General features: G+C 68.0%; 18 protein-coding genes. 9 read left to right on the plus strand and 9 right to left on the minus strand.

Annotation, left to right across the window (positions count from 1 at the left end; genetic code table 11):
• Positions 1–31: 31 nt before the first annotated feature.
• Together FB473_RS09965 and FB473_RS09970 are read right to left on the minus strand one after the other, a co-directional pair.
• Positions 32–754, minus strand: coding sequence for a hypothetical protein (locus FB473_RS09965; RefSeq protein ID WP_167166960.1), 723 nt, complete (start codon positions 752–754; stop codon positions 32–34).
• Positions 755–937: 183 nt separating this feature from the next.
• On the minus strand, positions 938–1,552 hold the full coding sequence (locus tag FB473_RS09970; protein ID WP_167166962.1) for a DsbA family protein: 615 nt from the start codon (positions 1,550–1,552) through the stop codon (positions 938–940).
• A gap of 171 nt (positions 1,553–1,723) precedes the next feature.
• Between FB473_RS09970 and pepN the strand changes: the two genes are divergently transcribed.
• The gene (gene pepN, locus FB473_RS09975; protein ID WP_167166964.1) at positions 1,724–4,342 is read left to right on the plus strand and encodes an aminopeptidase N; all 2,619 of its coding nucleotides are present in this window, start codon (positions 1,724–1,726) and stop codon (positions 4,340–4,342) included.
• Between the two features lie 10 nt (positions 4,343–4,352).
• Positions 4,353–5,621: a dihydroorotase gene (locus tag FB473_RS09980; protein ID WP_167166966.1), complete on the plus strand. Its 1,269-nt coding sequence runs from the start codon at positions 4,353–4,355 to the stop codon at positions 5,619–5,621.
• Positions 5,622–5,681: 60 nt separating this feature from the next.
• Here FB473_RS09980 and FB473_RS09985 read toward each other — a convergent pair whose 3' ends face one another.
• Both FB473_RS09985 and uxaC read right to left on the minus strand, forming a co-directional pair.
• Positions 5,682–7,073 (minus strand): mannitol dehydrogenase family protein, encoded by a 1,392-nt coding sequence (locus FB473_RS09985; RefSeq protein WP_167166968.1) that lies wholly within the window; start codon positions 7,071–7,073, stop codon positions 5,682–5,684.
• Positions 7,070–8,485, minus strand: a complete 1,416-nt coding sequence (gene uxaC, locus FB473_RS09990; protein WP_167166970.1) for a glucuronate isomerase — start codon at positions 8,483–8,485, stop codon at positions 7,070–7,072. Before uxaC ends, FB473_RS09985 begins: the two co-directional genes overlap by 4 nt.
• A gap of 163 nt (positions 8,486–8,648) precedes the next feature.
• Between uxaC and FB473_RS09995 the strand changes: the two genes are divergently transcribed.
• The gene (locus tag FB473_RS09995; protein WP_167166972.1) at positions 8,649–9,935 is read left to right on the plus strand and encodes a lactate racemase domain-containing protein; all 1,287 of its coding nucleotides are present in this window, start codon (positions 8,649–8,651) and stop codon (positions 9,933–9,935) included.
• Between the two features lie 56 nt (positions 9,936–9,991).
• On the opposite strand, the gene FB473_RS10000 is transcribed toward FB473_RS09995, so the two are convergent.
• Positions 9,992–10,996, minus strand: a complete 1,005-nt coding sequence (locus FB473_RS10000) for a LacI family DNA-binding transcriptional regulator (protein ID WP_341770085.1) — start codon at positions 10,994–10,996, stop codon at positions 9,992–9,994.
• Between the two features lie 294 nt (positions 10,997–11,290).
• Between FB473_RS10000 and gndA the strand changes: the two genes are divergently transcribed.
• Positions 11,291–12,736 (plus strand): NADP-dependent phosphogluconate dehydrogenase, encoded by a 1,446-nt coding sequence (gene gndA, locus FB473_RS10005; protein WP_167166976.1) that lies wholly within the window; start codon positions 11,291–11,293, stop codon positions 12,734–12,736.
• Positions 12,737–12,806: 70 nt separating this feature from the next.
• Here the strand turns inward: gndA and FB473_RS10010 are convergent, their stop codons facing one another.
• Together FB473_RS10010 and FB473_RS10015 are read right to left on the minus strand one after the other, a co-directional pair.
• Positions 12,807–13,667 (minus strand): acyl-CoA thioesterase, encoded by an 861-nt coding sequence (locus tag FB473_RS10010; RefSeq protein WP_167166978.1) that lies wholly within the window; start codon positions 13,665–13,667, stop codon positions 12,807–12,809.
• Entirely contained in the window at positions 13,664–15,532 is a 1,869-nt protein-coding gene (locus FB473_RS10015) for an AMP-dependent synthetase/ligase (protein ID WP_167166980.1), read from the minus strand. The genes FB473_RS10010 and FB473_RS10015 overlap by 4 nt, the downstream gene beginning before the upstream one ends.
• Before the next feature lie 168 nt (positions 15,533–15,700).
• On the opposite strand from FB473_RS10015, the gene FB473_RS10020 reads away from it, so the two are divergent.
• The 5 genes from FB473_RS10020 to FB473_RS10040 all read left to right on the plus strand — a co-directional run bounded on the left by FB473_RS10020 (position 15,701) and on the right by FB473_RS10040 (position 21,142).
• A complete protein-coding gene (locus FB473_RS10020; RefSeq protein WP_167166982.1) occupies positions 15,701–16,165 on the plus strand; it encodes a MarR family winged helix-turn-helix transcriptional regulator in 465 nt (154 codons plus the stop codon).
• Positions 16,162–18,972 (plus strand): FAD-binding and (Fe-S)-binding domain-containing protein, encoded by a 2,811-nt coding sequence (locus tag FB473_RS10025; RefSeq protein WP_167166984.1) that lies wholly within the window; start codon positions 16,162–16,164, stop codon positions 18,970–18,972. The genes FB473_RS10020 and FB473_RS10025 overlap by 4 nt, the downstream gene beginning before the upstream one ends.
• A gap of 272 nt (positions 18,973–19,244) precedes the next feature.
• On the plus strand, positions 19,245–19,682 hold the full coding sequence (locus tag FB473_RS10030) for a GntR family transcriptional regulator (RefSeq protein WP_243863527.1): 438 nt from the start codon (positions 19,245–19,247) through the stop codon (positions 19,680–19,682).
• Positions 19,675–20,499 carry an ABC transporter ATP-binding protein gene (locus FB473_RS10035; protein WP_167166986.1) on the plus strand — a complete coding sequence of 275 codons (825 nt, stop codon included), beginning with the start codon at positions 19,675–19,677 and terminating at the stop codon, positions 20,497–20,499. Before FB473_RS10030 ends, FB473_RS10035 begins: the two co-directional genes overlap by 8 nt.
• Position 20,500: 1 nt before the next feature.
• On the plus strand, positions 20,501–21,142 hold the full coding sequence (locus FB473_RS10040; protein ID WP_167166988.1) for an ABC-2 transporter permease: 642 nt from the start codon (positions 20,501–20,503) through the stop codon (positions 21,140–21,142).
• 733 nt (positions 21,143–21,875) lie between these two features.
• Here the strand turns inward: FB473_RS10040 and ettA are convergent.
• Positions 21,876–23,564: an energy-dependent translational throttle protein EttA gene (ettA, locus tag FB473_RS10050; protein WP_167166991.1), complete on the minus strand. Its 1,689-nt coding sequence runs from the start codon at positions 23,562–23,564 to the stop codon at positions 21,876–21,878.
• 121 nt (positions 23,565–23,685) lie between these two features.
• Positions 23,686–24,141 carry a single-stranded DNA-binding protein gene (locus FB473_RS10055; RefSeq protein ID WP_167166993.1) on the minus strand — a complete coding sequence of 152 codons (456 nt, stop codon included), beginning with the start codon at positions 24,139–24,141 and terminating at the stop codon, positions 23,686–23,688.
• Positions 24,142–24,211: the final 70 nt, after the last annotated feature.

Below are 24,211 nucleotides of genomic sequence, written 5' to 3' on the forward strand. Positions count from 1 at the left end.
CCGGTGGCCGTGGCGAGCACCGCCCACGGGGTCAGACGGCGAACCTCGGAATCCACAAGGTGGCGTCGCGGGCGGCGCTGAAAGCGTCCATCACCTGCCGCTTCCCCAGTTGCTCGGGGCGGTTGACCAGCCAGTTGGCCACGTCGATCTGGTCGAGCACGGCCACGTCGTCCGGGAACTGCTCGACGACCAGCTTCCGGTCGTTGAACGGGACGATCACCCCGGTGACCCCGATCTCCCACTGCGCCGACATCGAGATCTTGCCGGCGCTACGACGTGCCTCCCCGCGGATCTCGGGGACGAAGGGCTGCTCCAGGCCGTCGACGAGGAAGCGATCGCCGGCGACATACAAGCGGGAACCCGGCAGATGCTTCGCGTTCAACAGGTACACGCCACCAGGGCCGATCGCCCAGTGGTCGAGTTCGGTGCCGTCGCCCACCTGCCGCGCCGACTGCAAGAACCCCCATCGCGGATCGAGACCCGACAGGCGGATGAGCTCCGCGGCCAGTTGCTCGTCCGGATCGACGATCGCCCGGCGCGCACGCCCCTCACGCCCCAGCAGCAACCGGTCGAGCAGCGCTCGCATGGGAGCGCTGCGCCGCGGATGCTCGCGCACCATGGGCACGCTCAGACCGGGCACGAGAAGACCGGGCTCTACCGCGTTGATGATCATGGCGCGACGAGGTGCTACCTGTAGGTGGACGGCGGTCTCCTCGTCGGCGACGAACCCGCGCCGCGCTCTCGTGAAAGCCATATCAGGCTCGGCACGCATCGCCACTGACATCCCCCGTCACCCCGTTTCGCTGGGTATCGCCATATGGTCGTACCCAGACTAGGAAGCCGTGAAGGGCCGACGCGAAACGCCACGCGGGCCGGGGCACGATTCACTGACAATTCTGCGCCCGGCCCGCAAACACCGCCTTTCGTGTGGTATTGGTCAGTCGAAGATCGGGTCCCGGTCGCGCGAGCGCTTGAGCTCGAAGAATCCATCGGCGGCCGTCACTTTCGACACCCCGTCGAACAGATCGCCCGCAGCCTCCCCCTTCGGTGCCGGCGAGATCACCGGGCCGAACATGGCCTTGCCGTTGAGGTGGATGACCGGGGTGCCGACGTCGTAGCCCACGGGGTCCATGCCCTCGTGGTGGGACGCGCGGACCTGCTCGTCCCACTGCCTGGCGGCGGCGCGGTCGGCGATCGACTCGTCGAGGCCGCACTCGCGCAGCGCCGCGCGCACCACCTCGATGTCGCCCACTGGCTCGCCGCCGGGGTGGTAGCGGGTGCCCAACGCGGTGTAGAAGGCCCGCAGGCCTTCCTGCCCGGCTGCCAACTCGACGCCGATCGCCGCGTTGACGCCGATCCAGCCCTTCTCGAGCAGGCGCTTGTACCCCTCGTCCAGGTCTCGGCCCTCGTTGAGCACCGAGAGGCTCATGACGTGGAACACCGTCCGGACCGGTCGCACGGTCTCCACCTCGAGCATCCATCGCGACGCCATCCACGCCCAGGGGCACAGGGGGTCGAACCAGAAGTCAACGATCTGCAAGTCTTCGCTCATAGCTCAAGCCAAGCAGATATATCCTCAAGTGGCGTGCCCCGGGGCTAGAGTTTGGTGCGCCGAGGGTGAACCCGTAACCTTGCACCCTCACCCGCCGCCCCACCGGTGCGTCGCGGCCCGGTGTTCGTTGGCACGGGTCCGCGCGAGCCGCATGACGATTGGAAGAGAACCATGACGACAACAGTGAACATCACTCGCGCAGAGGCGCAGCAGCGTTCACACCTCATCGTCAGCCATACGTGCCGGGTCACCGTCGACTTGACCGGCCGAGGTCTCGACGACAACCCGCTGGACGATCCGGATGCCACCTTCATCTCCACCAGCACCGTCAGATTCTCGAGCGGTACGGGGCAATCATGGCTCGACTTCATCGCCGACGAGTTGCTGGACGCCTGGCTCGACGGTGTGCAACTCCCGCGCGAAGCCCATGACGGTACTCGGCTCACACTCGACCTCGAGGAGGGCGAGCACCAGCTGACCGTCACCGGGCTGTGCCGCTACTCCCGCACCGGCGAGGGACTTCACCGGTTCGTCGATCCGGCCGACCAGAAGATCTACCTCTACACGCAGTTCGAGACCGCCGATGCCAGGCGCATGTACGCCTGCTTCGACCAGCCCGACCTCAAGGCGAGTTTCGAGCTGACCGTCGTGGCCCCGCAGGACTGGAAGATCTACTCGAATTCCCCGACGCCGACACCGACCCCGGGGCCCGACGGATTCGCGATGTGGGAATTCGCCGCCACACCGCCCATCGCGTCCTACATCACCGCGCTGGTGGCCGGCGAGTTCCATGTGCACTCGGGCACCGTGCACTCCGCCAAGGGCGACCTCGGCGCCGACCTCGTGTGTCGCGAGTCGATGGCACCCCATCTCGACATCGAGCGGATCCGGACCACGACGCAGCGGGGCTTCGAGGTCTATGAGCAGGCGTTCGGCCGGCCCTACCCGTTCGACAAGTACGACCAGCTGTTCCTGCCCGAGTACAACGCCGGGGCGATGGAGAACGCGGGCTGCGTGACCTTCCGGGACGAGTACCTCTTCCGGTCGCGCGTCACCGAGGCCGACTACGCCAAGCGCGACAACACGATCCTCCACGAGCTTGCCCACATGTGGTTCGGCGACCTCGTGACCATGCGCTGGTGGGACGATCTGTGGCTCAACGAGAGCTTCGCCGAGTGGGCCGCCTACTACTGCCAGGGCGAGATCGCCAAGCGCTACGACGGCGACGACCCGTGGACCAGCTTCGCCAACATGCGCAAGCTGTGGGCCTACCGGCAGGACCAGCTCCCGACCACGCACCCGATCGCGGCCGACATGGTCGATCTGGCCACCGTCGACCAGAGCTTCGACGGCATCACCTACGCCAAGGGCGCCAGCGTCCTCAAGCAACTGGTCGCCTACGTGGGCGAGCCGCAGTTCCTCGACGGCGTGCGGGCCTACTTCGACGCGCACGAATGGGGCAACACCCAGTTCTCCGACCTTCTCGGCGCCCTGGAGCAGGCCAGCGGGCGTGACCTGTCCGAGTTCTCCGCCCAATGGCTGGAGTCGACGGGTGTCAACCTCGTCCGGCCCGAGGTCGAGGTGGACGAGGAGGGCCGCTTCACCAAGTTCGATGTCATCCAGACCGGGGCCGGGGCCGACCCCGTCCTGCGCACCCACCGGATGGCCGTCAGCCAGTACGACCTGCACCCCGACGACCTGGTCTTCCGTGACTCCCACGAGATCGACATCAGCGGCGAGCGCACGACCGTGGAGGCCCTGGTCGGCCAGAAGCGGCCCGATCTCGTCCTGCTCAACGACCGCGACCTCAGCTACGTCAAGGTCAGGTTGGACGATCGGTCGCTGGCCACGGTCAAGGAGCACCTGGCCGACATCTCCGACCCCCTCGCCCGGGCCGTCGTCTGGACGAGTGCCTGGGACGCCTGGCGGGACGCGGAGATGTCGTCCGCCGATTACGTCGATCTCGTGTTGCGGGGGCTGCGCACCGAGGACGACCCCACGGCGATCCTCAACCAGCTCCGGCAGGCCCATCTCGCGGTCACCGGCTACAGCGCCCCCGAGCAGCGTCCGGCGCTGCGGGCCAAGCTGGTCGCGGGGCTGGCGGAACTGCTCAAGGGAGCCCGGCCCGGCTCCGACCTGCAGCTCGCGCTCGCCGACGCCATGATCGCGGCCGTCGACTCCCCTGCCGGCGCCGAGTTGCTCGCCGGCTGGCTCCGGGGTGAGGAAGTGCCGCCGGAGTTGCCCATCGACGCCGATCGGCGCTGGGGCATCATCACCTCGCTCGCCCGCCTCGGCATCATCGGCTCCGGCGAGATCGACGCCGAGGCCGCGCGCGACCAGACGATCTCGGGGGCCGAGTCCGCCGCGGGTGCCCGCGCCGCACTCGCCGACCCGGAGGCGAAAGCGGAAGCCTGGCGCCTGGCCACCGACGATCCCGACGTGCCCAACGGCACGCACCTCGCGGTCGCGGCCAACTTCTGGAAGTACGGCCAGGAGGAACTGCTGCGCGACTACCCGGACGCCTACCTGCGGCTGTGCGAACAGATCGCGGACTCGTCCGGTTCCTGGGCCCAGCGCGGCCACGTCGCCCGCCAGACCGCACTGCTCTACCTGTGGCCCACGATGCTCGCCGATCGCGAGTGGCTGGCCAAGGTGGACGAGTGGCGAGAGGGCCGGGAACTGCCCGAGCAGGTCAGCCGGGTGCTACGCGAGTCGTACGACAACGCCGAGCGCGCGCTCCGCGTGCAGGAGTTCGGCCTGACCTCCTCCGCCCCGGCACAGTCGAACTGAGGCCGGGCCGTTGACCGACTACATCATCCGCGGGGCACGCTCGGCGGACGGGCAGACGCGCGACCTGTTCGTCCACGACGGGGTGCTCGTCGACACACCGACGCCCTCGGCCAGAGTGGTGGACGCCGACGGCCTCGTCGTCCTGCCCGGGCTCGTCGATCTGCACACCCACCTGCGGGAACCGGGCTTCGAGTCGGCCGAGACCGTGGCCTCGGGAACCGAGTGCGCGGCACGCGGCGGGTTCACGGCCGTGTTCGCCATGGCAAACACCCTTCCGGTGACCGACTCGGTCGATCGTGCGCGTCACGTCGCCGAACTCGGTTGCCAAGCGGGCTTCGTCGAGGTGCATCCGATCGGGGCCATCACCGTGGGCCTCGGGGGCGAGCGTCTCGCTCCGATGGCAGACATGGCCGCGTCCGGGGTGAGCGTGTTCAGCGACGACGGCAAGTGTGTGATGGACGCCCAGCTGATGCGTGAAGCCCTGGAACAGGCGGCCGCCAGCGGTGCGGTCGTGGCCCAACACAGCCAGGACCACTCGCTGGCCGGGCCGCACGCCTGTGCGGACGAGCGCACCATCGCGGGCGATCTGGGCCTCCCCGGCTGGCCCTGGGCCGCCGAGTCCGTGATCATCGCCCGGGATGTACAACTGGCCGAGCTCACGGGAGCCAGGCTGCACTGCTGCCACGTCACCACCGCCGAGAGCCTCGAGGTCGTCCGCTGGGCCAAAGCACGGGGAATCCGGGTGACGGCCGAGGTCACCCCCCACCATCTGTTGCTCGACTCGTCGCTGCTGGGCGGGTTGGACACGACGTTCAAGGTCAACCCGCCGCTGCGCGGGGACGAGGACATCGAGGCCCTGCGCACGGGCCTGGCCGACGGGACGATCGACATCGTCGGAACCGACCACGCCCCCCATGACCCGACCGCCAAGTCCGGTGCCTTCCCGGACGCCAAACCCGGGATGCTGGGTCTGGAACAGGCGCTCGCGGTCGTCATCGAGACCATGGTGAACACCGGGCGTCTCGGTTGGGACGATGTTGCCCGCGTCCTGTCGGTCACACCGGCACACATCGGCGGCGCCTCTCAGCAGGGACGCCCTCTGGCCCCCGGCGAACCCGCCAACCTCGTGCTCGTCGATCCGGCCCGGCGCGGAGTCGTGGATCGCGACCGCACAGCCTCCCGCTCGCGCAACAACCCTTACCACGGGCTGGATCTGCCCGACCCGGTCGAGCTGACCATGTGCGCCGGACGCGTCACGTACTCCCGCTCCGACGGGTGATGGCTTTCCGGGGTGGGGTCAGAGTTCCCTGACCCCACCCATCGGCATGTCGAGGGTCGCTCAGGCCCTCGACGCCTCCAGCTCCTCGGCATGCTCCAGCACCGCGGCGACGACTCGATCGTCGTCCAACCCGAGCCACCCGCACACCCCGCGTACGGACGAGGCCAGGTCACCTGCCACCAAAGGCAGCACCGGGGCGGCACCGGCGTCGTCCACCGGCGCGCCGAGCCCGCGCAGGTGCAGCACCCAGCCCGCCACGGCACGGGTGGCCCCCTTCGCCACAATCCCCTGCCCCAGGAGCGCCTTGATCGTCGGCACGATGCGGATCGGCAACTTCTGCGACCCGTCCATCGCGATGCGCGCCAACTGGTCCTTCATCCGCGGGTTGCCGAAGCGCTCCAGCAGCGAGGCCCGGTAGGCGTCCAGTTCCTCGGCGGGAAGCGGCACCTGGGTGACGGCGTCGTCCCACCACTGTTCGACCCAGCCCCGCACACGCGGGTCGCTGATGGCCTCGTAGACGGTGGTGCGCCCGATGACGGACGCGCAGTAGGCCATCAGGGAGTGGGATCCGTTGAGCAGGTAGAGCTTGCGGAGCTCGTGCGGGACGATGTCGTCGACGAACGCGGCTCCCATCGACTCCCAGTGGGGGCGTCCCGCCTTGAACTCGCCGGCCAGCACCCATTCGGTGAACGGCTCGGTGACGACAAGACCCGGGTCCTCGATGCCGGTGGCGGCCTCGACGCGCTCACGGTCGTCGTCGGTCGCACGCGGCGTGATGCGATCGACCATGGTGGTGACGAAACCGACGTTGGCGTCGATCCAGTCGAGCAGAGTGGCATCGACGTACTCCGCGCCCTGCCGGATGACCCGCTCGGCCATCTCGCCGTTGTTGGGGATGTTGTCGCAGGGCACGAACGTGATCGGCCCAGCCTCCGCCTGCCTGCGCGCGAGCAGTCCGCGCACGAACTTCGCGGGCCCGGTGAAGACCGGCACGTCGAGGCGGCCGGCCCGCAGCTTGTCGAGGTCGGCGATCACGTCGGGGTTCCCGAGATCGAGGTTTCCGTCCTTGTCACGGCAGTACCCGGCCTCGGTGATGGTCGAGGTGACGATGGCAACGTTGGGGTCGGCGAACAGTTCGACCCAGCTGGTGATGTCGTGCGAACGGAACGTGGCGCTCACCGAACTGATCACCTCGACCTGGTCACCCTCGGCGTTCTTGATGACCAACTGGTACAGCCCGTCCTGGGCGTCCAGGGCATCGTCGCGGGGCGAGGGCCTCGGCACCAGGGTCGTGCGCCCCGGGAATCCCGCGATCCCCCACTCGTCCGCGTCGGACGCGTGCTCGGTGTACCAGGCCTGATGGGCACGGGTGAAGTTGCCGATGCCCAGATGGATGATGCGGATGGGCGCGGCGGGGCGTCCGTACTCGGCTCTGTTGAGGGTTGCACTCACAGCTTGAACACTTTCTTGGGATTGTCGACGACGAGCTTGCCGGCCTGCTCGATCGCCTCGTCCTCGTCCAGACGATGGACGGCGACGAGACCTGCCAGGTGCACCGCGTCGAGGCGTCGCATCATGTCGTGGCGGGCCGGGATCGAGCAGAACGCACGCGTGTCATCGATCATGCCAGACACGCGGCTGAACCCGCCCATCTCGGTGATCGCCTGCTTGAACCGCAGGATCGACTCGGGGGCGTCGATGAACCACCATGGGACGCCGATGTAGACCGACCGGTAGAACCCCGCCAGTGGGGCGATCTCGCGGCTGTACACATCCTCGTCGAGCGTGAAGATCACCAGGTTGAGGTTGGGATGGTTGCCGAAGGCGTTGAGCATCTCCCTCGTCGAACGCGTGACCTCGATGGCGTAGGGGATGTCGCAGCCGACGTCCTGCCCGTACTTCTCGAAGGTGGCCCGGTCGTGGTCGCGCAGCGCCCCCGGATGCAGGGTCATGGTGAGGCCGTCCTCGGTCGCCATGCGCACCTGGTCCATGAGCAGGTGGCGCCGCAGCGCCGTGGCTTCCTCCGGGGCGATGCCGCCGCCGCGCGCCTTGCCGAACAGGCGCTCCGCCTCCTGCGCGTCGAGGTACCCGGCCTCCAGGTCGGTCAGGCCATGGTCGGTGCTGACCGCACCGTGCTGCTTGAAGTAGGCACGCCGGCTCTCCAGCGCGGCGGTGAAGCCCGCGAGGGTGCCGGTGTCGATGCCGGTCACCTGGGCCAGTCGGTCGGCCCGCTCGTTCCAGTCGGCGCGATCGGGCTCCAGATACTTGTCGGGACGAAACGTCGGCGCCACCCGGTGCGTCGCCGAGAACGCCGCGTCCGCGGCCAGCTTCTCGTGATCGTGCAGGTCATCGCAGGGATCGTCGGTGGTCGCGATGAACTCGATCCTGAACTGGTCCATGAGGGCGCGCGGACGGTGGGTCTCGTCGTCGATCCAGGCCTGGATGGTGTCGTAGATCGCGTCCGCGGTCTCGGCACTGGGACGCTGCGTCACGCCGAACAGGCCGACGAGCTGATCGGTCAGCCAATAGCGCATCGCGGTGCCGTTGAAGTCGGACCAGTGCTCGCACAGCAGGCGGAAGGCGCGGCGGTTGTCGGCCTCGTCCATGTCCTCGCGTCCCACACCGAGTTCCGACAGTTCGGCACCGTTGGCGTGCAGCACTCGGTTGATGTAGTGGTCGGGGGTCAGCAGGAGCTTGGTCGGATTCTCGAACGACAGGTTGTCCGCGATCCAGGCCGGGGGCACGTGCCCGTGGGGAGAGATGATCGGAAGGTCACGGGTTTCGGCGTAGATCCGCCTCGCGATCCCGCGGACTTTGTCGTCCGCGGGGAAGAGGCGATCGTCGTGCATTGACAATTGGGCCATGGGGCCAATTCTGAGACAACGCCCCCGCAGCCGCTTCCCGGGTTGCCAGGAGTTGCCACGTCCGGCCCCCAGTGGACGCCACATCAGGGCCGACCGGCGCTAGCCTTGGGGCAACCGACTGCACCTGTCGCAGTCATGACCGCAGCCCCGGATGAGGAGTCCCATGTCCCTGCCCACCACCTGTCCGCCCAACATCGGCGGCCCCGGCTATCACATCGGGGACGAGGAGTTCGAGGGCTTCGTGGCCGACGCGATCGGCCAGGTGGACCTGGAGGGCAAGAGCCTGTGCCTGATCATCCCGGACGACACGCGCGGCTGCCCGATGCCGCGCATCCTGCACGCCGTCCACAAGGCCGTGATCGGCCGGGCGGCGAGCGTGACCGCGGTCATCGCGCTCGGGACGCACGAGTACATGGAACCGGACGAGATCGCCCTGTGGACCGCCGGCGACGCCAATGCCGACCTCGACGAGGTGTACCCCGGCATGCCGATCGTCAACCACCTGTGGAAGGACCCCGAACAGCTGGTCAGCGTCGGCACCATCTCCGCCGAGCGCATCCACGAGTTGTCCGGGGGGCGCCTGCGACAGGGCTCCGACGTGCTCATCAACCGCACGGTGGTGGACGCGGACGTGAAGATCATCGTCGGCCCGATCCTGCCCCACGAGGTCGTGGGCATCTCGGGCGGCAACAAGTACTTCATCCCCGGCTGCGCGGCGCACGATCTCATCGACATGACGCACTGGGTCGGCGCGCTCATCACCTCCGCCAAGATGATCGGCACCCCCGGCATCACACCCGTGCGGGCGATGATCAACGAGGGCGCCCACCTCATTCCCGGCGAGAAGTACTGCCTCGCCTTCGTGGTGAAGGCCTACAGCATGGACCTCGAGTCGGCCGCCTTCGGCAGCCCCGAGGACGCCTGGGCCAACCAGGCCCAGGTCACCGCACAGACCCACATCACCTACGTGGACGAGCCCTTCACCAATGTGATCGCTCAGATCCCCGAGCGCTACCACGACATCTGGACGGCTGCCAAGGGGTTCTACAAGACCGAGCCCGCGGTCGCCGACGGCGGCGAGGTGATCATCTACGCCCCGCACATCGACACCGTGTCCGAGGCTCACAAGGAGATCTACGAGATCGGCTACCACTGCCGCGACTACTTCGTGAAGCAGTGGGACACCTTCAAGGACGTGCCATGGGGTGTGCTGGCGCACTCGACGCACGCGCGCGGTGCGGGCACCTTCGACCCGGCGACGGGCGTGGAGGACTGCCGTCTGCGGGTGACGTTCGCCACCCGTATCCCACCCGAGGTGTGCGCGTCCATCAATGTCGGCTACCGCGACCCGGCGACCATTCCGGCCCTCATGGACGACCCGGCGTTCCACGTCGTCCGCGACGCGGGTGAGGTGCTCTTCCGCCTGGCATCGGAACGTCCCCAGCAGTGAGCGGGCCCGCCCCGTCCGGGCGGCCGGAAAAGCGATCGATCGATCCGACCGGGGGCTCAGGCCTTGGGAGCCGGTCCGGTCGACTCGCGGATGATGAGCCGCATCGGCAGTATGGACGGCTTTTCGGGGGTCGTCTCGGGAGGCTGGCGGTTCACCAGGGCGATGACGGTACGCGCCCCGCGTTCCCCCAGGAGACTCAACGGGGAGGCCACCGTCGTCAAACCCGGTGTGACCAGGTCGGACGCGAAGATGTTGTCGAAGCCGACCACCGACAGGTCACCGGGGATCGACAGCCCCTGTGCCTTGGCCGCACGCATGATCCCGATGCTGATGAGGTCGTTGTAACAGACCACGGCGGTCACACGGCGGTCGCGGATGTGCGGCAGGATGCCCATGCCGCCGCGAACCGTCGGCGGCGTCGGGCCGATCCGATGCTCCACCAGGTCGAGTTCGTAACAGCCCTCGCGGAATGCCCGCCATCGTGCGCCGTCCGACCAGGACGCCGTGGGGCCCGACACGTAGGCGACCTGCCGGTGCCCGAACTCCGCGAGATGCTCGAGCGCCCGGCGCATGCCGCGGGCCATGTCGGTGATGACGCAGGGCAGCCCGGGCACCAGGCGGTTGAGGACGACGGTCGGCGTCGACTTCGCCGCAGCGCGAAGGGCCGCGTCCGACAGCCTGGACGCGGCGATGATCATGCCGTCGAGCAGTGGCATCGTCCGCTCGAGGAGTTGCCGCTCGTAGTCGTCGGTCTCCTCGGAGTCCGAGAGCATCATCTGGTAGCCCTCGGCAACGGCGACGTGCTCGGCACCGCGGATGATGCTGAAGAAGTACGGATTCGTGATGTCGGTGAGCCCGATGCCCAGCATCTTCGACTGCCGGCCGACCTCCTCGCGCACGACGCGGGGGGCGCGATATCCCAGCTCCGTGGCCACCTGCTGGATGCGCGCGGCGGTTCGCGAACTCACCCGTCCGGGGCGCGAGAACGCCCGCGAGACGGTGGAGGGGCTCACTCCGGCAGCGGCGGCGACATCGTAGATCGTCGCTGGTTTGTCCGACACCGAAGGTTCTCCCACCCGACAAACTGTATCCGACCTCTCCCAGAGGGGGTCCGGTACCAACTGGCGAGCCCGCTTGACAAACCGCCCATTTTCGACGACTCGGGCTGTCGGCTCGCTCGATTGGCCGTAGCGTTGGAGGTCGGGGACACCACGGGGCCGAGCACAGGAGGAGCCGGATCAACACCCCGGGGCATCCACGGGCAGGCGTCCCCGAAGCCCCCGATCCCACCACGGTGGTGCACGAAGTAACCAACAGGGAGCACCTGCTCACCACACAACAAGGAGAATGAACCAATGTCAGATGAGAAGGCCAACATCGGCGTCGTCGGCATGGCGGTGATGGGCTCGAACCTGGCCCGGAACCTCGCCCACCACGGGTACGCGGTTGCCATCTACAACCGCACCTTCGCCAAGACCCAGGCGGTCATGGACGAGCACGGCAGCGAGGGAACGTTCATTCCTGGTGCGACCGTCGAGGAGTTCGTCGCCTCGATCGCGCACCCGCGGTCGATCATCCTCATGGTCAAGGCGGGCGCCGCCACCGACGCGACGATCGAGGAGCTGCTCCCCTACCTGGAACCGGGCGACATTATCGTGGACGCCGGCAACTCGTTCTTCCGCGACACCATCCGCCGCGAGAAGGAGATCTCGGAGAAGGGCTTCCACTTCGTCGGCACCGGCGTGTCCGGCGGCGAGTACGGCGCCCTGACCGGCCCGTCGATCATGCCCGGCGGCACCCCCGAGAGCTACACGGTGCTCGGGCCCATGCTGGAGGCGATCTCCGCGCACGTGGGCGACGAGCCCTGCTGCACCTGGATCGGCCCCAACGGTGCCGGACACTTCGTCAAGATGATCCACAACGGCATCGAATACTCCGACATGCAGGTGATCGGCGAGGCCTACGAACTCCTCAAGGCCGCGGGCATCGGCACCGACGAGGCCGCCGCGATCTTCAAGACGTGGAACCAGGGCGAACTGTCCAGCTACCTCATCGAGATCACAGCCGATCTCCTCCAGCAGGCCGATCCGCAGACCGGTGCCCCGCTGGTCGACGTCATCAAGGACCGCGCGGGCATGAAGGGCACCGGCACGTGGACCGTCACGACCGCCCTGGAGCTCGGCGTGCCCGTCAACGGGATCGCCGAGTCGGTCTTCGCACGCGCCGAATCGAGCCACGACGACCTGCGCAGGGTCGCCCAGACGAGCCTCCAGGGCCCCGACCGCACCCTGCAGGTGCCCGACAAGGACGCCTTCGTCGAGGACGTGCGCCGGGCGCTGTGGGCCTCCAAGGTCGTCGCCTACTCCCAGGGCTTCGACGAGATCCGCACCGGTGGGCAGGAGTTCGGCTGGAACATCAACGTCGCCGACTGCGCCAAGATCTGGCGTGACGGCTGCATCATCCGCGCGAAGCTCCTGGAGAACATCCGTCAGGAGTACTCGGCCAGCCCCGACCTCGTGTCGCTGATGTGCGCACCGTCCATCGCCCCGCAACTGGCCGACTACCAGGACGCGTGGCGTCGCGTCGTCGCGGCAGCGGCCCAGGCGGGAGTTCCCGCGCCGGTGTTCTCGAGCTCGCTGGCCTACTACGACATGGCACGTGCCCCGCGGAACAACGCCGCGGTCACCCAGGGCCTGCGCGACTACTTCGGATCGCACACCTACGAACGCGTCGACGCCGCCGGTCACTATCACCTCGAGTGGTCGGGTGATCGTTCGGAGATCAAGACCTCCGACAACTGAGATCAGCCCGGATCGGGGTGGATCGTCGGTCGAGTTCGACCCACGATCCACCCCGATCTTTTTTCCGGTCTCAGGTGCCGACGAGCAACGCCTCGAGCGCGGCACGCGCGGAGCCCGGAAGCAGACGCTTGCTCCCCTGCTCGTCGGCGCACACGAGCACCGATCGGGCCCGTGCGCAGACCGTGCCGTCGTCCGGATCGATGATCTCGGAGGTCAGGCTGATCGACGTCGATCCGAGCGCGAACGGAGCAGTGAGGACGCGGTGCGGTGTGAGCCGGTAGCGCAGCTGGGCGAGGTAGTCGATGTCCTGACGCGCGATCAACCACCTCACGGCATCCGGGTTGTCCATGCCGACACGGGCCATGGACGCGTCCGCCCGCGAGGTCATGTCGACGCGCCCGGCCAGCGCGAAATCGAGGAACCGGACGTTGTTGACGTGCCCGTAGCGATCGGGATCCGACCAGCGGGTGTACACGTCCAACGGTGTGCCCCGCCCGTTCAGCACAGGGGCCGCCAGGGGACGCAACGGTTCGGCGTCGACCCGCCACTCCGCGAGAAAGGCGTGCTCGTCAGCGGTCAGGCGGCGAGGTGTCTGCCGGACGAGGTCGAAGGGGCACATCGTGGTGCGCGCCTCGACGGCCGTCCTGCCCGATTGCTCCACCCGGTAGGCGACCGCGAACCGCGCCGCTCCGAGCTCACTGACCGCCACCTCGACCCGCAGAGGCTCGTTGTCGAACATGATCGGTGACCGGTAGGCGATCTGGTGACCGACCACCACACACCCGTTGTCGAGCAACGTGCCCGCCGGCCCCGGCAGCAGGAACCGCACGCGCGCCTCTTGCAGATACTCGGCCACCATCACGTTGTTGACGTGTCCCTGGGCGTCCAGGTCCGTCCACCGGATCTGGACCTCGGTGACGAATGGGGTCATTCACTCACCAGGTCGGAGGTCGACTCGTCGGCGTACATCGCCTCGATGACGTCCTCGTACTTCTGACGGACGGGTTCGCGGCGCACCTTGAGGTTCGGCGTGAGCGTCCCGTCGGCCAGGCTCAGTTCGTGATCGAGGATCGCGTAGCGCTTGATCTGTTCCCAGCGTTCGAGACGGCCGTTCACCCTGCGCATGAACCGGTCGATGGAGCGACGGATCTCGGGCAGCTGCGTCAGTTCCGCGTAGCCGAGCCCGGCCCTGTCGCGGCGCTCCGCCCATTTCTGGAGAGCCGCCGGATCGAGCGCGACCAGGGCGGTCACATACTTGCGGTCGTTGCCGATCGCCACCACCTGGCTCACATAGGGGATGTTCGCCATGACGGCGTTCTCCACCTTCTGCGGTGCCACGAACTTGCCGTTGGACGTCTTGAACAGATCGTTCTTGCGGTCGGTGATCGTCAGGAACCCGTCGGGGTCGAAGACGCCGATGTCACCGGTGTGGAACCACCCGTCCTCGAACGCCTCCGCGGAGTCCTCCGGCAGGTTGTGGTACCCACGCGCGATCGGCGGGCCCTTGACGAGCACCTCGCCGTCGTCGGCCAACCGGGTGTCGAGCCCCGGGATCACCGGGCCGACCGTCCCGAAGCGTGGTTCGTCGGGCAGGTTGAGGAAGGTGATGGCCGCCGTCTCGGTGGAACCGTAGCCCTCGATGATGGTGATGCCCGCGCTGTAGAACCACTGCTGTACCTGCCGCGACAGCTTCGCCGAGCCCGAGATCATGAACCGCATGCGCCCACCGAGTCTCGTCTTCAGCTTGCTGAACACGAGCCGGTCGGCCACGGCGTACTGCACCGCCAGCAGCCTGGGCAGCGGCTTGCCCGCCAGGCGATAGGGCCGCGAGTCACGGCCGATCTTGAACGCCCACCGCGAGACGCGTCCCTTGAAGCCGTTCTGCGGATACATCGTCATCACCGCGGCGCGCACCTTCTCGAAGATGCGCGGTACGCCGATGAAGACCGTCGGATGGGTCTCGCCCAGCCCCTGGACGATCCGATCGATGCGCCCGTCCAGCACCGCACGCATCCCGATAGCAAGCTGGCAAGCCACGATGCACCGCCCATAGACGTGGGCGAGAGGCAGCCACAGATAGATCACGTCGTCGGCGTCCACGAACCGCGAGTAGCGCATCGCAGCGCCCTCGTAGGTCCAGCTGCGGTGGGCCAGTTCCACGCCCTTGGGGCGCCCGGTCGTGCCCGAGGTGTAGATGAGGGTGGCCAGGCTGTCGGGCCGAATGCCGGCGATGGCATCGTCCAGGCAGGACGGGTTGGCGGCGAGATGCTCGCGCCCGAGGTCGCGCAGTCCCTGCCAGGTGACCACACGCCCGTCCGCAGGAGCGTCGGCGGGCCGGTCGTCGTCGAACACGATGATGTGGCTCAGCTGCCCGAGCATCTCGGGGATGCCCTGCAGCTTGGTCAGCTGCGCATTGTTCTCGACCACCGCCATGGCCGAACCCGAGTCGATGAGGATGTGGGCCTCGTCCTCCGCGTGGGTGTTGGGGTAGATCGTCGTGGTGGCGCCGGCGGCACAGGCGATGCCGAGGTCGGCCAGGATCCACTCCAGGCGGGTGGCCGAGGCTATCGCGACACGCTGTTCGGGACGCAGGCCGAGCGCGACGAGACCGGCCGCGACCTCGTCGACAGCCTCACGGATCTCACGCCAGGGCACGTCGCGCCATCCCTGGCCGTCGGGCACGGTGTAGGCGATCTTCTCCGGGCTGGCCGCCACCCGCTCACGAAACATCAGCGGGTAGTTCGGTGGGACGGACGCGAGAATGCGTTCGGCCACCTGCTGCGGCGTATCGGTCATGGCTCTCCTGTGCACGCTGATCACTCGCCCGCATACGGGGCCGAGCCGACGGCGGTCCACGGTGCCGGGCTCAGGCAGCATCCTAACCGCTACCCGGCGCTGGCCACTCCCTTCGAGTGGGGTACCCCCCTCGTTCATGCTTCAACCGTCTTCACTACACTATCCGTCATGTCGGACAAGGAACCACGGTGGCTCTCGGCGGAGCAGCAGACCGTGTGGCGGGACTGGCTCTCCGCGGTCGCCCGCATCAACGAGCAGCTCGATGCTGACCTGCGCCCACACAATCTCGATCTCAACGAATACGAAGTCCTCGTCGTCCTCTCCGAATCCCCTGATCACCAGGCGCGCATGTCGCAGCTGGCGGAGGCGTCCAACCAATCGCGGTCGCGGTTGACCCACACGGTGGGACGCATGGAGGCCGCCGGCCTCATCAAGCGCCAGACGGCTGCCGACGACAGGCGAGGCGTCGTGGCCCTGCTGACCACCAAGGGATTCGACCTGCTGAAGACGGCCGCTCCCGACCATGTCGAGTCCGTGCGGCGCGTGTTGGTCGACCGGATCGATCCGGCTGACTGGGAATCGCTCGGTCGTGCCATGAAGGCTGTGCTCGAGGGGGCGGAATCGTCCAGATGACGACCACGGTCACGACGTCGCAGACCCTGGCGTCCTTCCGGGATCTCCTGCCGGACGATTCCTGCCTCGACGAGTCCACGCTGGCGCGCGCCCTCTACTCGTCCGACGCATCGATCTATCGCGTGGTCCCGCAGGTCGTCGCCCGTCCCCGGTCGACCGACGAACTCATCACGGTGGTGCGGGCCGCGCTGAAGGCGGGTCTGCCGATCACCGGTAGAGGTGCCGGCACGTCCTGCGCGGGTAACGCCGTCGGGCCCGGGCTCGTCATCGACATGGGACGCTACCTCGGCCACGTGCTGTCGGTGGATGCCGAGGCCGGCACCGCAGTGGTCGAACCCGGTGTCGTCCAGAGCTCTCTGCAGGCGGCCGTCCAACCGCACGGCTGGCGCTACGGGCCCGATCCGTCCACCAGCAACCGCTGCACGATCGGCGGGATGATCGGGAACAACGCCTGCGGGCCGCGGGCCCTCGGCTACGGCCGAAGCGCCGACAACATCGTCGAACTGGAGGTCGTGACCGGCACAGGTGAGCTCGTCACGCTGCGTCCGGGCTTGCGGGGCGGGGTCTTCGATCAGCTGCGCACCCTCGTGGACGCCAACCTCGCGACGATACGCAAGGAGTTCGGGCAGTTCTCGCGACAGGTCTCGGGGTACAGCCTCGAGCACCTGCTCCCCGAGCACGGCTTCGACGTCGCGAGCTTCTTCGCGGGCACCGAGGGCACCCTGGGCATCATCACCAGGGCCACCGTCCGCCTCGTCCGGGACGCCCCGCTCAAGACCACCGTCGCCCTCGGCTACCCGACCATGGCCGACGGGGCCGATGCGATGCCCCGGCTGCTGCCGTTCAAGCCCACCGCCTGCGAGGGCATGGACCGGCGCCTGTCGAATGTCGTGGCGGAGCGGCTCGGCCCGCGGTCCGTGCCCGATCTTCCCGTCGGTGACGCCTGGCTGTTCATCGAGTTGGTGGGCGACGACGCGTCCGAGATCGCGGGACGCGCCCAGGGGCTCGTCGAGGCCTCCGGGGCCACCGAGGGGTGGGTCGTGGACGATCCGGCCCAGGCCGCGCGGCTGTGGGGCATCCGCAGCGACGCCGCGGGGCTCGCCGCCGTCGCGCTCGAGAAGCGCGCCCACGCGGGCTGGGAGGACTCAGCCGTTCCGCCCGCCCGGCTGGGCGCCTACCTTCGCGATTTCGAGGCCAACCTGGAGCGCTTCGGCCTGCACGGCCTGCCCTACGGGCACTTCGGCGACGGGTGCGTCCACTGCCGTATCGACTTTCCTCTGGACTCCGAGGGCGGCACCAAGGTGCTGCACGACTTCATGGTCGAGGCGGGCAAGCTCGCCGCGAAGTACGGCGGGTCGATGTCGGGCGAGCACGGGGACGGGCGCGCGCGCAGCGAGTTGTTGCCGCTGATGTACTCCCCCGGTGCGCTGCGTCTCTTCGGCGCGGTCAAACAGCTCTTTGACCCGGGCAATCTGCTCAACCCGGGCGTGCTCGTCGATCCCGATCCGCTCGCCGAGCGGGTGCGCATCGCCGACGCACGGTTGTCTCCGCTGTCACTGGCGGCACCCGGCTTCGCGAGCGACGTTCACCGGTGCACGGGCGTCGGCAAGTGTCTGGCGAACACCACTCGCTCGGGGGCGGTCATGTGCCCCAGTTTCCAGGCGACGCGCAACGAGAAGGACTCGACCCGCGGCCGGTCCCGCGTCCTGCAGGAGATGGTCAACGGAACGCTGGTCTCGGGGGGCTGGCGCTCGCCCGAGGTCGCTGAAGCGCTGGAGCTCTGCCTGGCGTGCAAGGGATGTCGCCATGACTGCCCCACGGGCACCGACATGGCCGCGTACAAGTCCCGCGTCCTCTACGAGCGCCACAAGGGACGCCCACGCCCGCTCTCGCACTACGCGCTCGGCTGGCTGCCGCGCTGGGGGCGGCTGCTGACGAAGCTTCGCCTCGGCTGGCTCGCCAACCTCGGCACCCAGACGCCGGGCCTCAAGCACGTGATCCGCGCCGTCGCCGGGGTCGACCAGCGGCGACCGATGCCACGGTTCCGGTCGGGTCGGGCGGCGAGTCACGAGCACGGCGAACGGCCGCGGACGTCGCCCACCCGCGGACCGGTCGCGGTATGGGTCGACTCGTTCACGGACGCGTTCGCCGGCGGGCAGCTCGCCGCCCTGGTGAAACTGCTCGTCAGTGTCGGGTACGACCCTCGCATCATCACACAGGACGCGTGCTGCGGCCTCACCTGGATCACGACCGGCCAACTCGACGGCGCACGGCGACAGCTGCGGCACGCCCTCGATGTGCTGACCCCGATCGCCACCGAGGGCATTCCGATCGTCGGCATGGAGCCGAGCTGCATGGCCGTGTGGCGCAGCGACGCCGCCGAACTGCTGCCGGACGACTCCCGCGTCCAGCTTGTCGCCGGGGGCATCCACACCCTGGCCGAGCTGCTCGGCTCGTTGGACGACTGGACGCCCCCGGACCTCGCCGGGCACACGATCGTGGCCCAGCCGCACTGCCACCACTCGTCGGTGCTCGGTTGGGACGCGGACGCCCGTCTGCTCGCCCGAACGGGCGCCGACGTCGTCACCCTGGGCGGCTGCTGCGGCCTGGCCGGCAACTTCGGCGTCGAGCGAGGTCACTACGAGGTGTCGGTGAAGGTGGCCGAGCACGACCTGCTGCCGGCGATCCGTGCCGCGGGGCCGGATGCGATTGTCCTGGCCGACGGGTTCAGCTGCCGCAAGCAGGTGGCCGATCTCGAGGGACGCCAGGCCATCACCCTGGCGCAGTTGCTCGCGTCCCACTACTGATTCTCTCCCTGCTGGTTCTCCCTCTGCCGATCCTCGCCGGACGACGCCCGATGTCGGTCGCGGGTGCGTCCTGCGGGTCAGCGCCCTGATTCCTGCACATCGACACGCCAGAGCAAGCGCTTTCCGTTGCCTGTTGAGGGTACTGGTGCGCATCCAGCAGGGTTGCCGTCGAGGACGCACCCTCGTCCCCGTCGGCCGTTCGCGTCCTGCCCGTCTCCGGCTTGACCTCCGGGTCCGGTCCGTCCATACTGTTCATATCGTCCATATACAGTATGAACATCAACAGTGCGGAGGGGGAGTCGATGGCGCTGCACGTGGTCCTGTCCACCTCGTCGGGCGTGCCCATCTACGAGCAGATCGAACAACAGGTGCGCGCCGCGATCCTGTCGGGTGAACTCGCCGAGGGCGAGGCGCTGCCGTCGATCCGCGGTCTGGCCCGAGACCTTCAGATCAGCGTGATCACCACCACCCGCGCCTACTCCGACCTCGCGCAACAGGGCTACGTCGCCAACGTGCCGGGGAAGGGAAGCTTCGTGCTTCCACGGAACACCGAGCTCATGCGTGAGCAGGTGCTCCGCCAGATCGAGGGCCACCTCTCGGACGCGGCCCACATGGCCCGGCTGGGCGGCGTGGACGACGCCGAACTCCACACAATGCTCGACCTCGTCCTCGGGTTGGGTGCGGACGATCAGGAGACATCCCATGAATGACACGGCGGTGCGCGTCGCGGGGCTCGAGAAGCACTACCCCACCTTCACCCTCGGCCCACTCGACCTGACCGTTCCCCGGGGCTTCGTCACCGGACTCGTCGGGGCGAACGGCTCCGGCAAGACCACAACGCTCAAGTCGATCCTCGGCATGGTACGACCCGATGCCGGACGCGTCGAAGCCCCTGGCCGCGACCGCATCGGCGTCGTCCTCGACACGCCCACCTACGTGCGGGAATGGCGGGCGCGCGAGGTCGGCCGGGCGCTGGCCACCTTCTACCCCACCTGGTCGGCAGCCCGATTCGGCAAGTTGCTGGACGAGTTCGGCATCCCCGGACAGACCAAGGTCAGTGCACTGTCGCGCGGGATGGGCATGAAGCTCCAGGTGGCCGTGGCGTTGTCCCACGAGACCGACCTGCTGGCGTTCGACGAGCCCACCAGCGGGCTGGACCCTCTGGCCCGCAGCGAGCTCATGGACCTCGTGGCCGACTACATGACCGACGAAACACACTCGGTGCTCTTCAGCACCCACATCACCACCGATCTCGATCGCATCGCCGACTACGTCGTCGTGCTCGACAAGGGGCGGGTCGCGGCGGCAATGCCCCGGGACGAGCTCATCGGCAGCTACCGCATCGTCCGCGGGGGCGCCGATCCCCTGCCCGACGACCTGCGCCCGGTGGCCCTGGGACTGCGCAGCCACCAGACCGGCTGGGATGCCCTGCTGCCCGCCGACCGGGCCACGGCTCTCGGACGCACCGCCGTGGTCGAGCCACCCACCCTCGACGACATCGTCGTCCGATTCGCCAAAGGACACTGACATGGACCACGCCATCCCCAACCTCGTCGGCCTCAACATCAGGACGCTGCGCCCCATGGCCCGCATCGTCATCCTGTTCGTCGTGATCGCGGCACTCATGATCGCCGCCACCCGCGACACCAGCATGGCCTGGACCTTCGTGCTCATGCTTCCCCTCGTGCTGGCCCTGCGCATCATGCCGAACGAGGGAAACACCGCAGTGACCAGGCTGTTCGGCACCCTGCCGGTGACCCGGGACCAGACGGTCGTGGCCCAGTTCATCACAATGGGCCTGCTGTGCCTCATCGCCGTCGTCCTCCCGCTACCGTTGGGAGCCATCGGACGATCCCCGCTCCCCATCGAGGTCTCCGCCCTGATGGGAGGGGCTCTCGGCGCCGCCCTGGCGCTCACCCTGGCGATCACCGCACCGTTCGCATACCACGGCGGATTCGGGCCGTTCGCGATGTACGCGCCCATGATGGTGTTCGCCGCCGGCGCAGCCGTAGTCGTCGCGGTCGGCAACGTCGATGCACTCCCCCGTGTCCTGGATACGGTCATGCGCCACGCCTGGCCGACCGCGGCGCTACTGGTCATCGGCGGGGTGGTGGCGCTGACGATCTCATGCCTGATCTCGTGCAGAGTCTTCGCCCGACGGGATCTGTGAACCGGAACACTGCTTGTGCGGTTCGAGGAAGACCGCAGCACGAAGCGCCCGGGCCAACCCGCGCGGTACCGCTCTCAAACTGCCGGAGTTGTGCGACTGCCCCGAGTCCGCTGACAAGCGAGTACACGCTTTGATGGAGCCAGAGCCTCCACCAGACCAGACGTGTCTTCCAGACTTGAAGTTCAACCGGTATGGAGACACATCCGACACAAACAGGAAGGGCTCGGCGGCCCTGCGTGCCGTGCCTCGGTGACGCGTTCACGGCGTATTGGGGTTGATCGTGGGTCATACTCGACCCACGATCAACCCCAATACCGTCTCCGGCTACCGGCGTGCGACCGGGGCAACAGCCGATCGCCGGGGAGAGTGGCCGACGCCCGTCCCCGGGACCTTGCGCGCCAAGCGGGGACTCGGGCCACCTATCTGGTCGTGGTCAGGGCCGCACAAGACGACGATCCACGATGACCGCAGCTGCGATGGGCGCCAACGCGACGACCCGGACCGGCCACGGACTCCCCTTTCGAACAAGGCGTTCATATGCCCATCAGGACCACCGTGTTCGCATGTCTCGCGGCTTTCATGATCGGCATACTCGGAACTCCCAACACGCAGCCCGAGTCTCCGGGCTCCACCCGGCCCGCCGACATCTGCTGGTTCTGGCCCAGCGCACCGGGCTGCCCGAAAGCCTAGTGAACCTGCTCCGAGCCCGCGGACGCGGCGCGATATCCCCCGCTCAGTCCCGGGTGAGCCTCCGGTGCTTGCTGGCGTGCGGACGGGCCGCGTCCTCACCGAGCCGGGCGATCTTGTTCTGCTCGTAGTCGGCGTAGTTGCCCTCGAACCAGAACCACTGCGGCGAATCGCCGTCCTCGCCCTCACCCTCCCAGGCGAGGATGTGGGTGGCCACCCGGTCGAGGAACCAGCGATCGTGGGAGATCACCACGGCGCAGCCTGGGAACTCCAGCAGCGCGTCCTCAAGGCTCTGCAGGGTCTCGACATCGAGGTCGTTGGTCGGTTCGTCCAGGAGCAGGAGGTTGCCGCCCTGCTTCAGGGTGAGCGCGAGGTTCAGTCGGTTGCGCTCGCCACCCGACAGCACACCCGAGGGCTTCTGCTGATCGGGGCCCTTGAAGCCGAAGGACGCGACGTATGCACGGCTGGGCACCTCGAAACTGCCCACCTTGATGAAGTCGAGACCGTCGCTGACGACCTCCCACACGTTGCTGTCGGGATCGAGGCCGGCACGGCCCTGATCGACGTAGCTGATCTTCACGGTCTCACCCAGCCGGATGGAACCCGCGTCGGGCTCCTCCTGCCCGACGATCATCTTGAACAGCGTCGACTTTCCAACCCCGTTGGGGCCGATGATGCCGACGATGCCCGCCCGAGGCAAGTCGAAGGACAACCCGTCGAAGAGGACGCGGTCATCGAAGCCCTTGTGCAGGTCCGCGGCCTCCAGCACCAGGCTGCCCAGGCGGGGGCCCGGCGGGATGTTGATCTCGCTCGTGTCGAGCTTGCGATCGCGCTCCGCCTCGGCGGCAAGTTCCTCGTACCGTGCGAGACGTGCCTTGTTCTTCGCCTGCCGAGCTTTGGGACTCGACCTCACCCACTCGAGCTCCCGCTCGAGGATCTTGGCACGCTTGGCGTCCCTCTGTCCCTCGATGGACAGGCGCTTACGCTTGGTCTCCAGGTACGTGGAGTAGTTGCCCTCGTAAGGGTAGAGGCGCCCGCGGTCGACCTCACAGATCCAGCCGACCACGTGATCGAGGAAGTACCGGTCGTGCGTGACACACAGCACGGCACCCGGGTAGTTCTTCAAATGGCCCTCGAGCCAGTTCACGCTCTCGGCATCCAGGTGGTTGGTCGGCTCGTCCAGCAGCAGCAGGTCGGGCTGCTCGAGCAGGAGCTTGCACAAGGCCACACGGCGGCGCTCGCCGCCGGACAGCACGTTCACGGGGGTGTCACCGGGTGGGCACTGCAGCGCGTCCATGGCCTGCGCGAGCTGGGAGTCGACGTCCCAGGCGTTGCGGTGGTCGAGCTCGGTCTGCAACTCCCCCATCTCTGCCAGCAGGGTGTCGAAGTCCGCATCCGGATCGGCCATGGCCTCCGACACCTCGTTGAACCTGGTGAGCAGCGCCTTGGTCTCGGCGACCGCCTCCTCCACGTTCTCGAGCACGGTCTTGTCCTCGGTCAGCGGAGGCTCCTGCAGAAGGATGCCGACCGACGCGCCCTTCGCCAGCATCGCGTCGCCGTTGTTGATCGGCTCGATTCCGGCCATCACCTTGAGCAGCGTCGACTTGCCGGCTCCGTTGGGACCTACCACGCCGATCTTGGCGTCCGGCAGGAAGGACAGGGTGACGTTGTCGAGAATCACCTTGTCGCCGATCGTCTTGCGGACGTTGTGCATGGTGTAGATGTACTCGGCCATGGCGGCGTGCGTGTCCTCTTCGTTCGCAGGCGGAAACCCCGGGATCACCGGGCGGTCGTGGGATGCGGGGTGGCGACCTCCACCATTATGCCGCACCTCCCGAGCGCCTTCTTCCGCCCTGTCAGCCGGCCAGCCGCTCCTCCATCTCTCCCTGCGTCTCCGCGGGGTCGGGCTGCTGCCATCGGTCGTCCTGCTCGGCCGGTTCGGGGCGCGGCACCTGACTGCGCGTGAACCGGGTGGTCCCCCGGCCCAGATCGTGCCCGATGGAGGATGCCTCGACGACCAGTCGCTCGTGTCGGGTGTCGTCGGTCGTCCACGTCTGGGTGCGTAGCCTGCCGGTGACGATCACGGGGTCTCCCTTACCCAGGCTTGCCGACACGTTGTCGGCAAGGCGATTGGTGCATACGACAGTCACCCACGTGGTGGTGCCGTCGACCCAGTCGTTGCCACGGCGGTAGCGGGGCGTGCACGCGAGCCGGAACTCGGCGCGGGTGAAGATCTCGGAGTTCTTCTGCTCGAATGTCTTGCGATCGACCTCGGTGCCGAGGTTTCCGGTGAGTGTGATGAGCGCGTCCATGTGGGACTCCTTTCGGTCGTCCGAATCATGGGTGTGTCGCAGGCGTGCGCGTCAGATTCGTTCCACCTGT

It is taken from the genome of Brooklawnia cerclae (assembly GCF_011758645.1).
Classification (GTDB): Bacteria; Actinomycetota; Actinomycetes; order Propionibacteriales; family Propionibacteriaceae; genus Brooklawnia; species Brooklawnia cerclae.

Excerpts from the sequence above, each read along its gene's own strand:
- FB473_RS09965 (WP_167166960.1), bottom strand. The coding sequence starts at position 754 with ATGGCTTTCACGAGAGCGCGGCGCGGGTTCGTCGCCGACGAGGAGACC.
- FB473_RS09970 (WP_167166962.1), bottom strand. The coding sequence starts at position 1,552 with ATGAGCGAAGACTTGCAGATCGTTGACTTCTGGTTCGACCCCCTGTGC.
- pepN (WP_167166964.1), top strand. The coding sequence starts at position 1,724 with ATGACGACAACAGTGAACATCACTCGCGCAGAGGCGCAGCAGCGTTCA.
- uxaC (WP_167166970.1), bottom strand. The coding sequence starts at position 8,485 with ATGGCCCAATTGTCAATGCACGACGATCGCCTCTTCCCCGCGGACGAC.
- FB473_RS09995 (WP_167166972.1), top strand. The coding sequence starts at position 8,649 with ATGTCCCTGCCCACCACCTGTCCGCCCAACATCGGCGGCCCCGGCTAT.
- gndA (WP_167166976.1), top strand. The coding sequence starts at position 11,291 with ATGTCAGATGAGAAGGCCAACATCGGCGTCGTCGGCATGGCGGTGATG.
- FB473_RS10010 (WP_167166978.1), bottom strand. The coding sequence starts at position 13,667 with ATGACCCCATTCGTCACCGAGGTCCAGATCCGGTGGACGGACCTGGAC.
- FB473_RS10015 (WP_167166980.1), bottom strand. The coding sequence starts at position 15,532 with ATGACCGATACGCCGCAGCAGGTGGCCGAACGCATTCTCGCGTCCGTC.
- FB473_RS10020 (WP_167166982.1), top strand. The coding sequence starts at position 15,701 with ATGTCGGACAAGGAACCACGGTGGCTCTCGGCGGAGCAGCAGACCGTG.
- FB473_RS10025 (WP_167166984.1), top strand. The coding sequence starts at position 16,162 with ATGACGACCACGGTCACGACGTCGCAGACCCTGGCGTCCTTCCGGGAT.
- FB473_RS10030 (WP_243863527.1), top strand. The coding sequence starts at position 19,245 with ATGAACATCAACAGTGCGGAGGGGGAGTCGATGGCGCTGCACGTGGTC.
- FB473_RS10035 (WP_167166986.1), top strand. The coding sequence starts at position 19,675 with ATGAATGACACGGCGGTGCGCGTCGCGGGGCTCGAGAAGCACTACCCC.
- FB473_RS10040 (WP_167166988.1), top strand. The coding sequence starts at position 20,501 with ATGGACCACGCCATCCCCAACCTCGTCGGCCTCAACATCAGGACGCTG.
- ettA (WP_167166991.1), bottom strand. The coding sequence starts at position 23,564 with ATGGCCGAGTACATCTACACCATGCACAACGTCCGCAAGACGATCGGC.
- FB473_RS10055 (WP_167166993.1), bottom strand. The coding sequence starts at position 24,141 with ATGGACGCGCTCATCACACTCACCGGAAACCTCGGCACCGAGGTCGAT.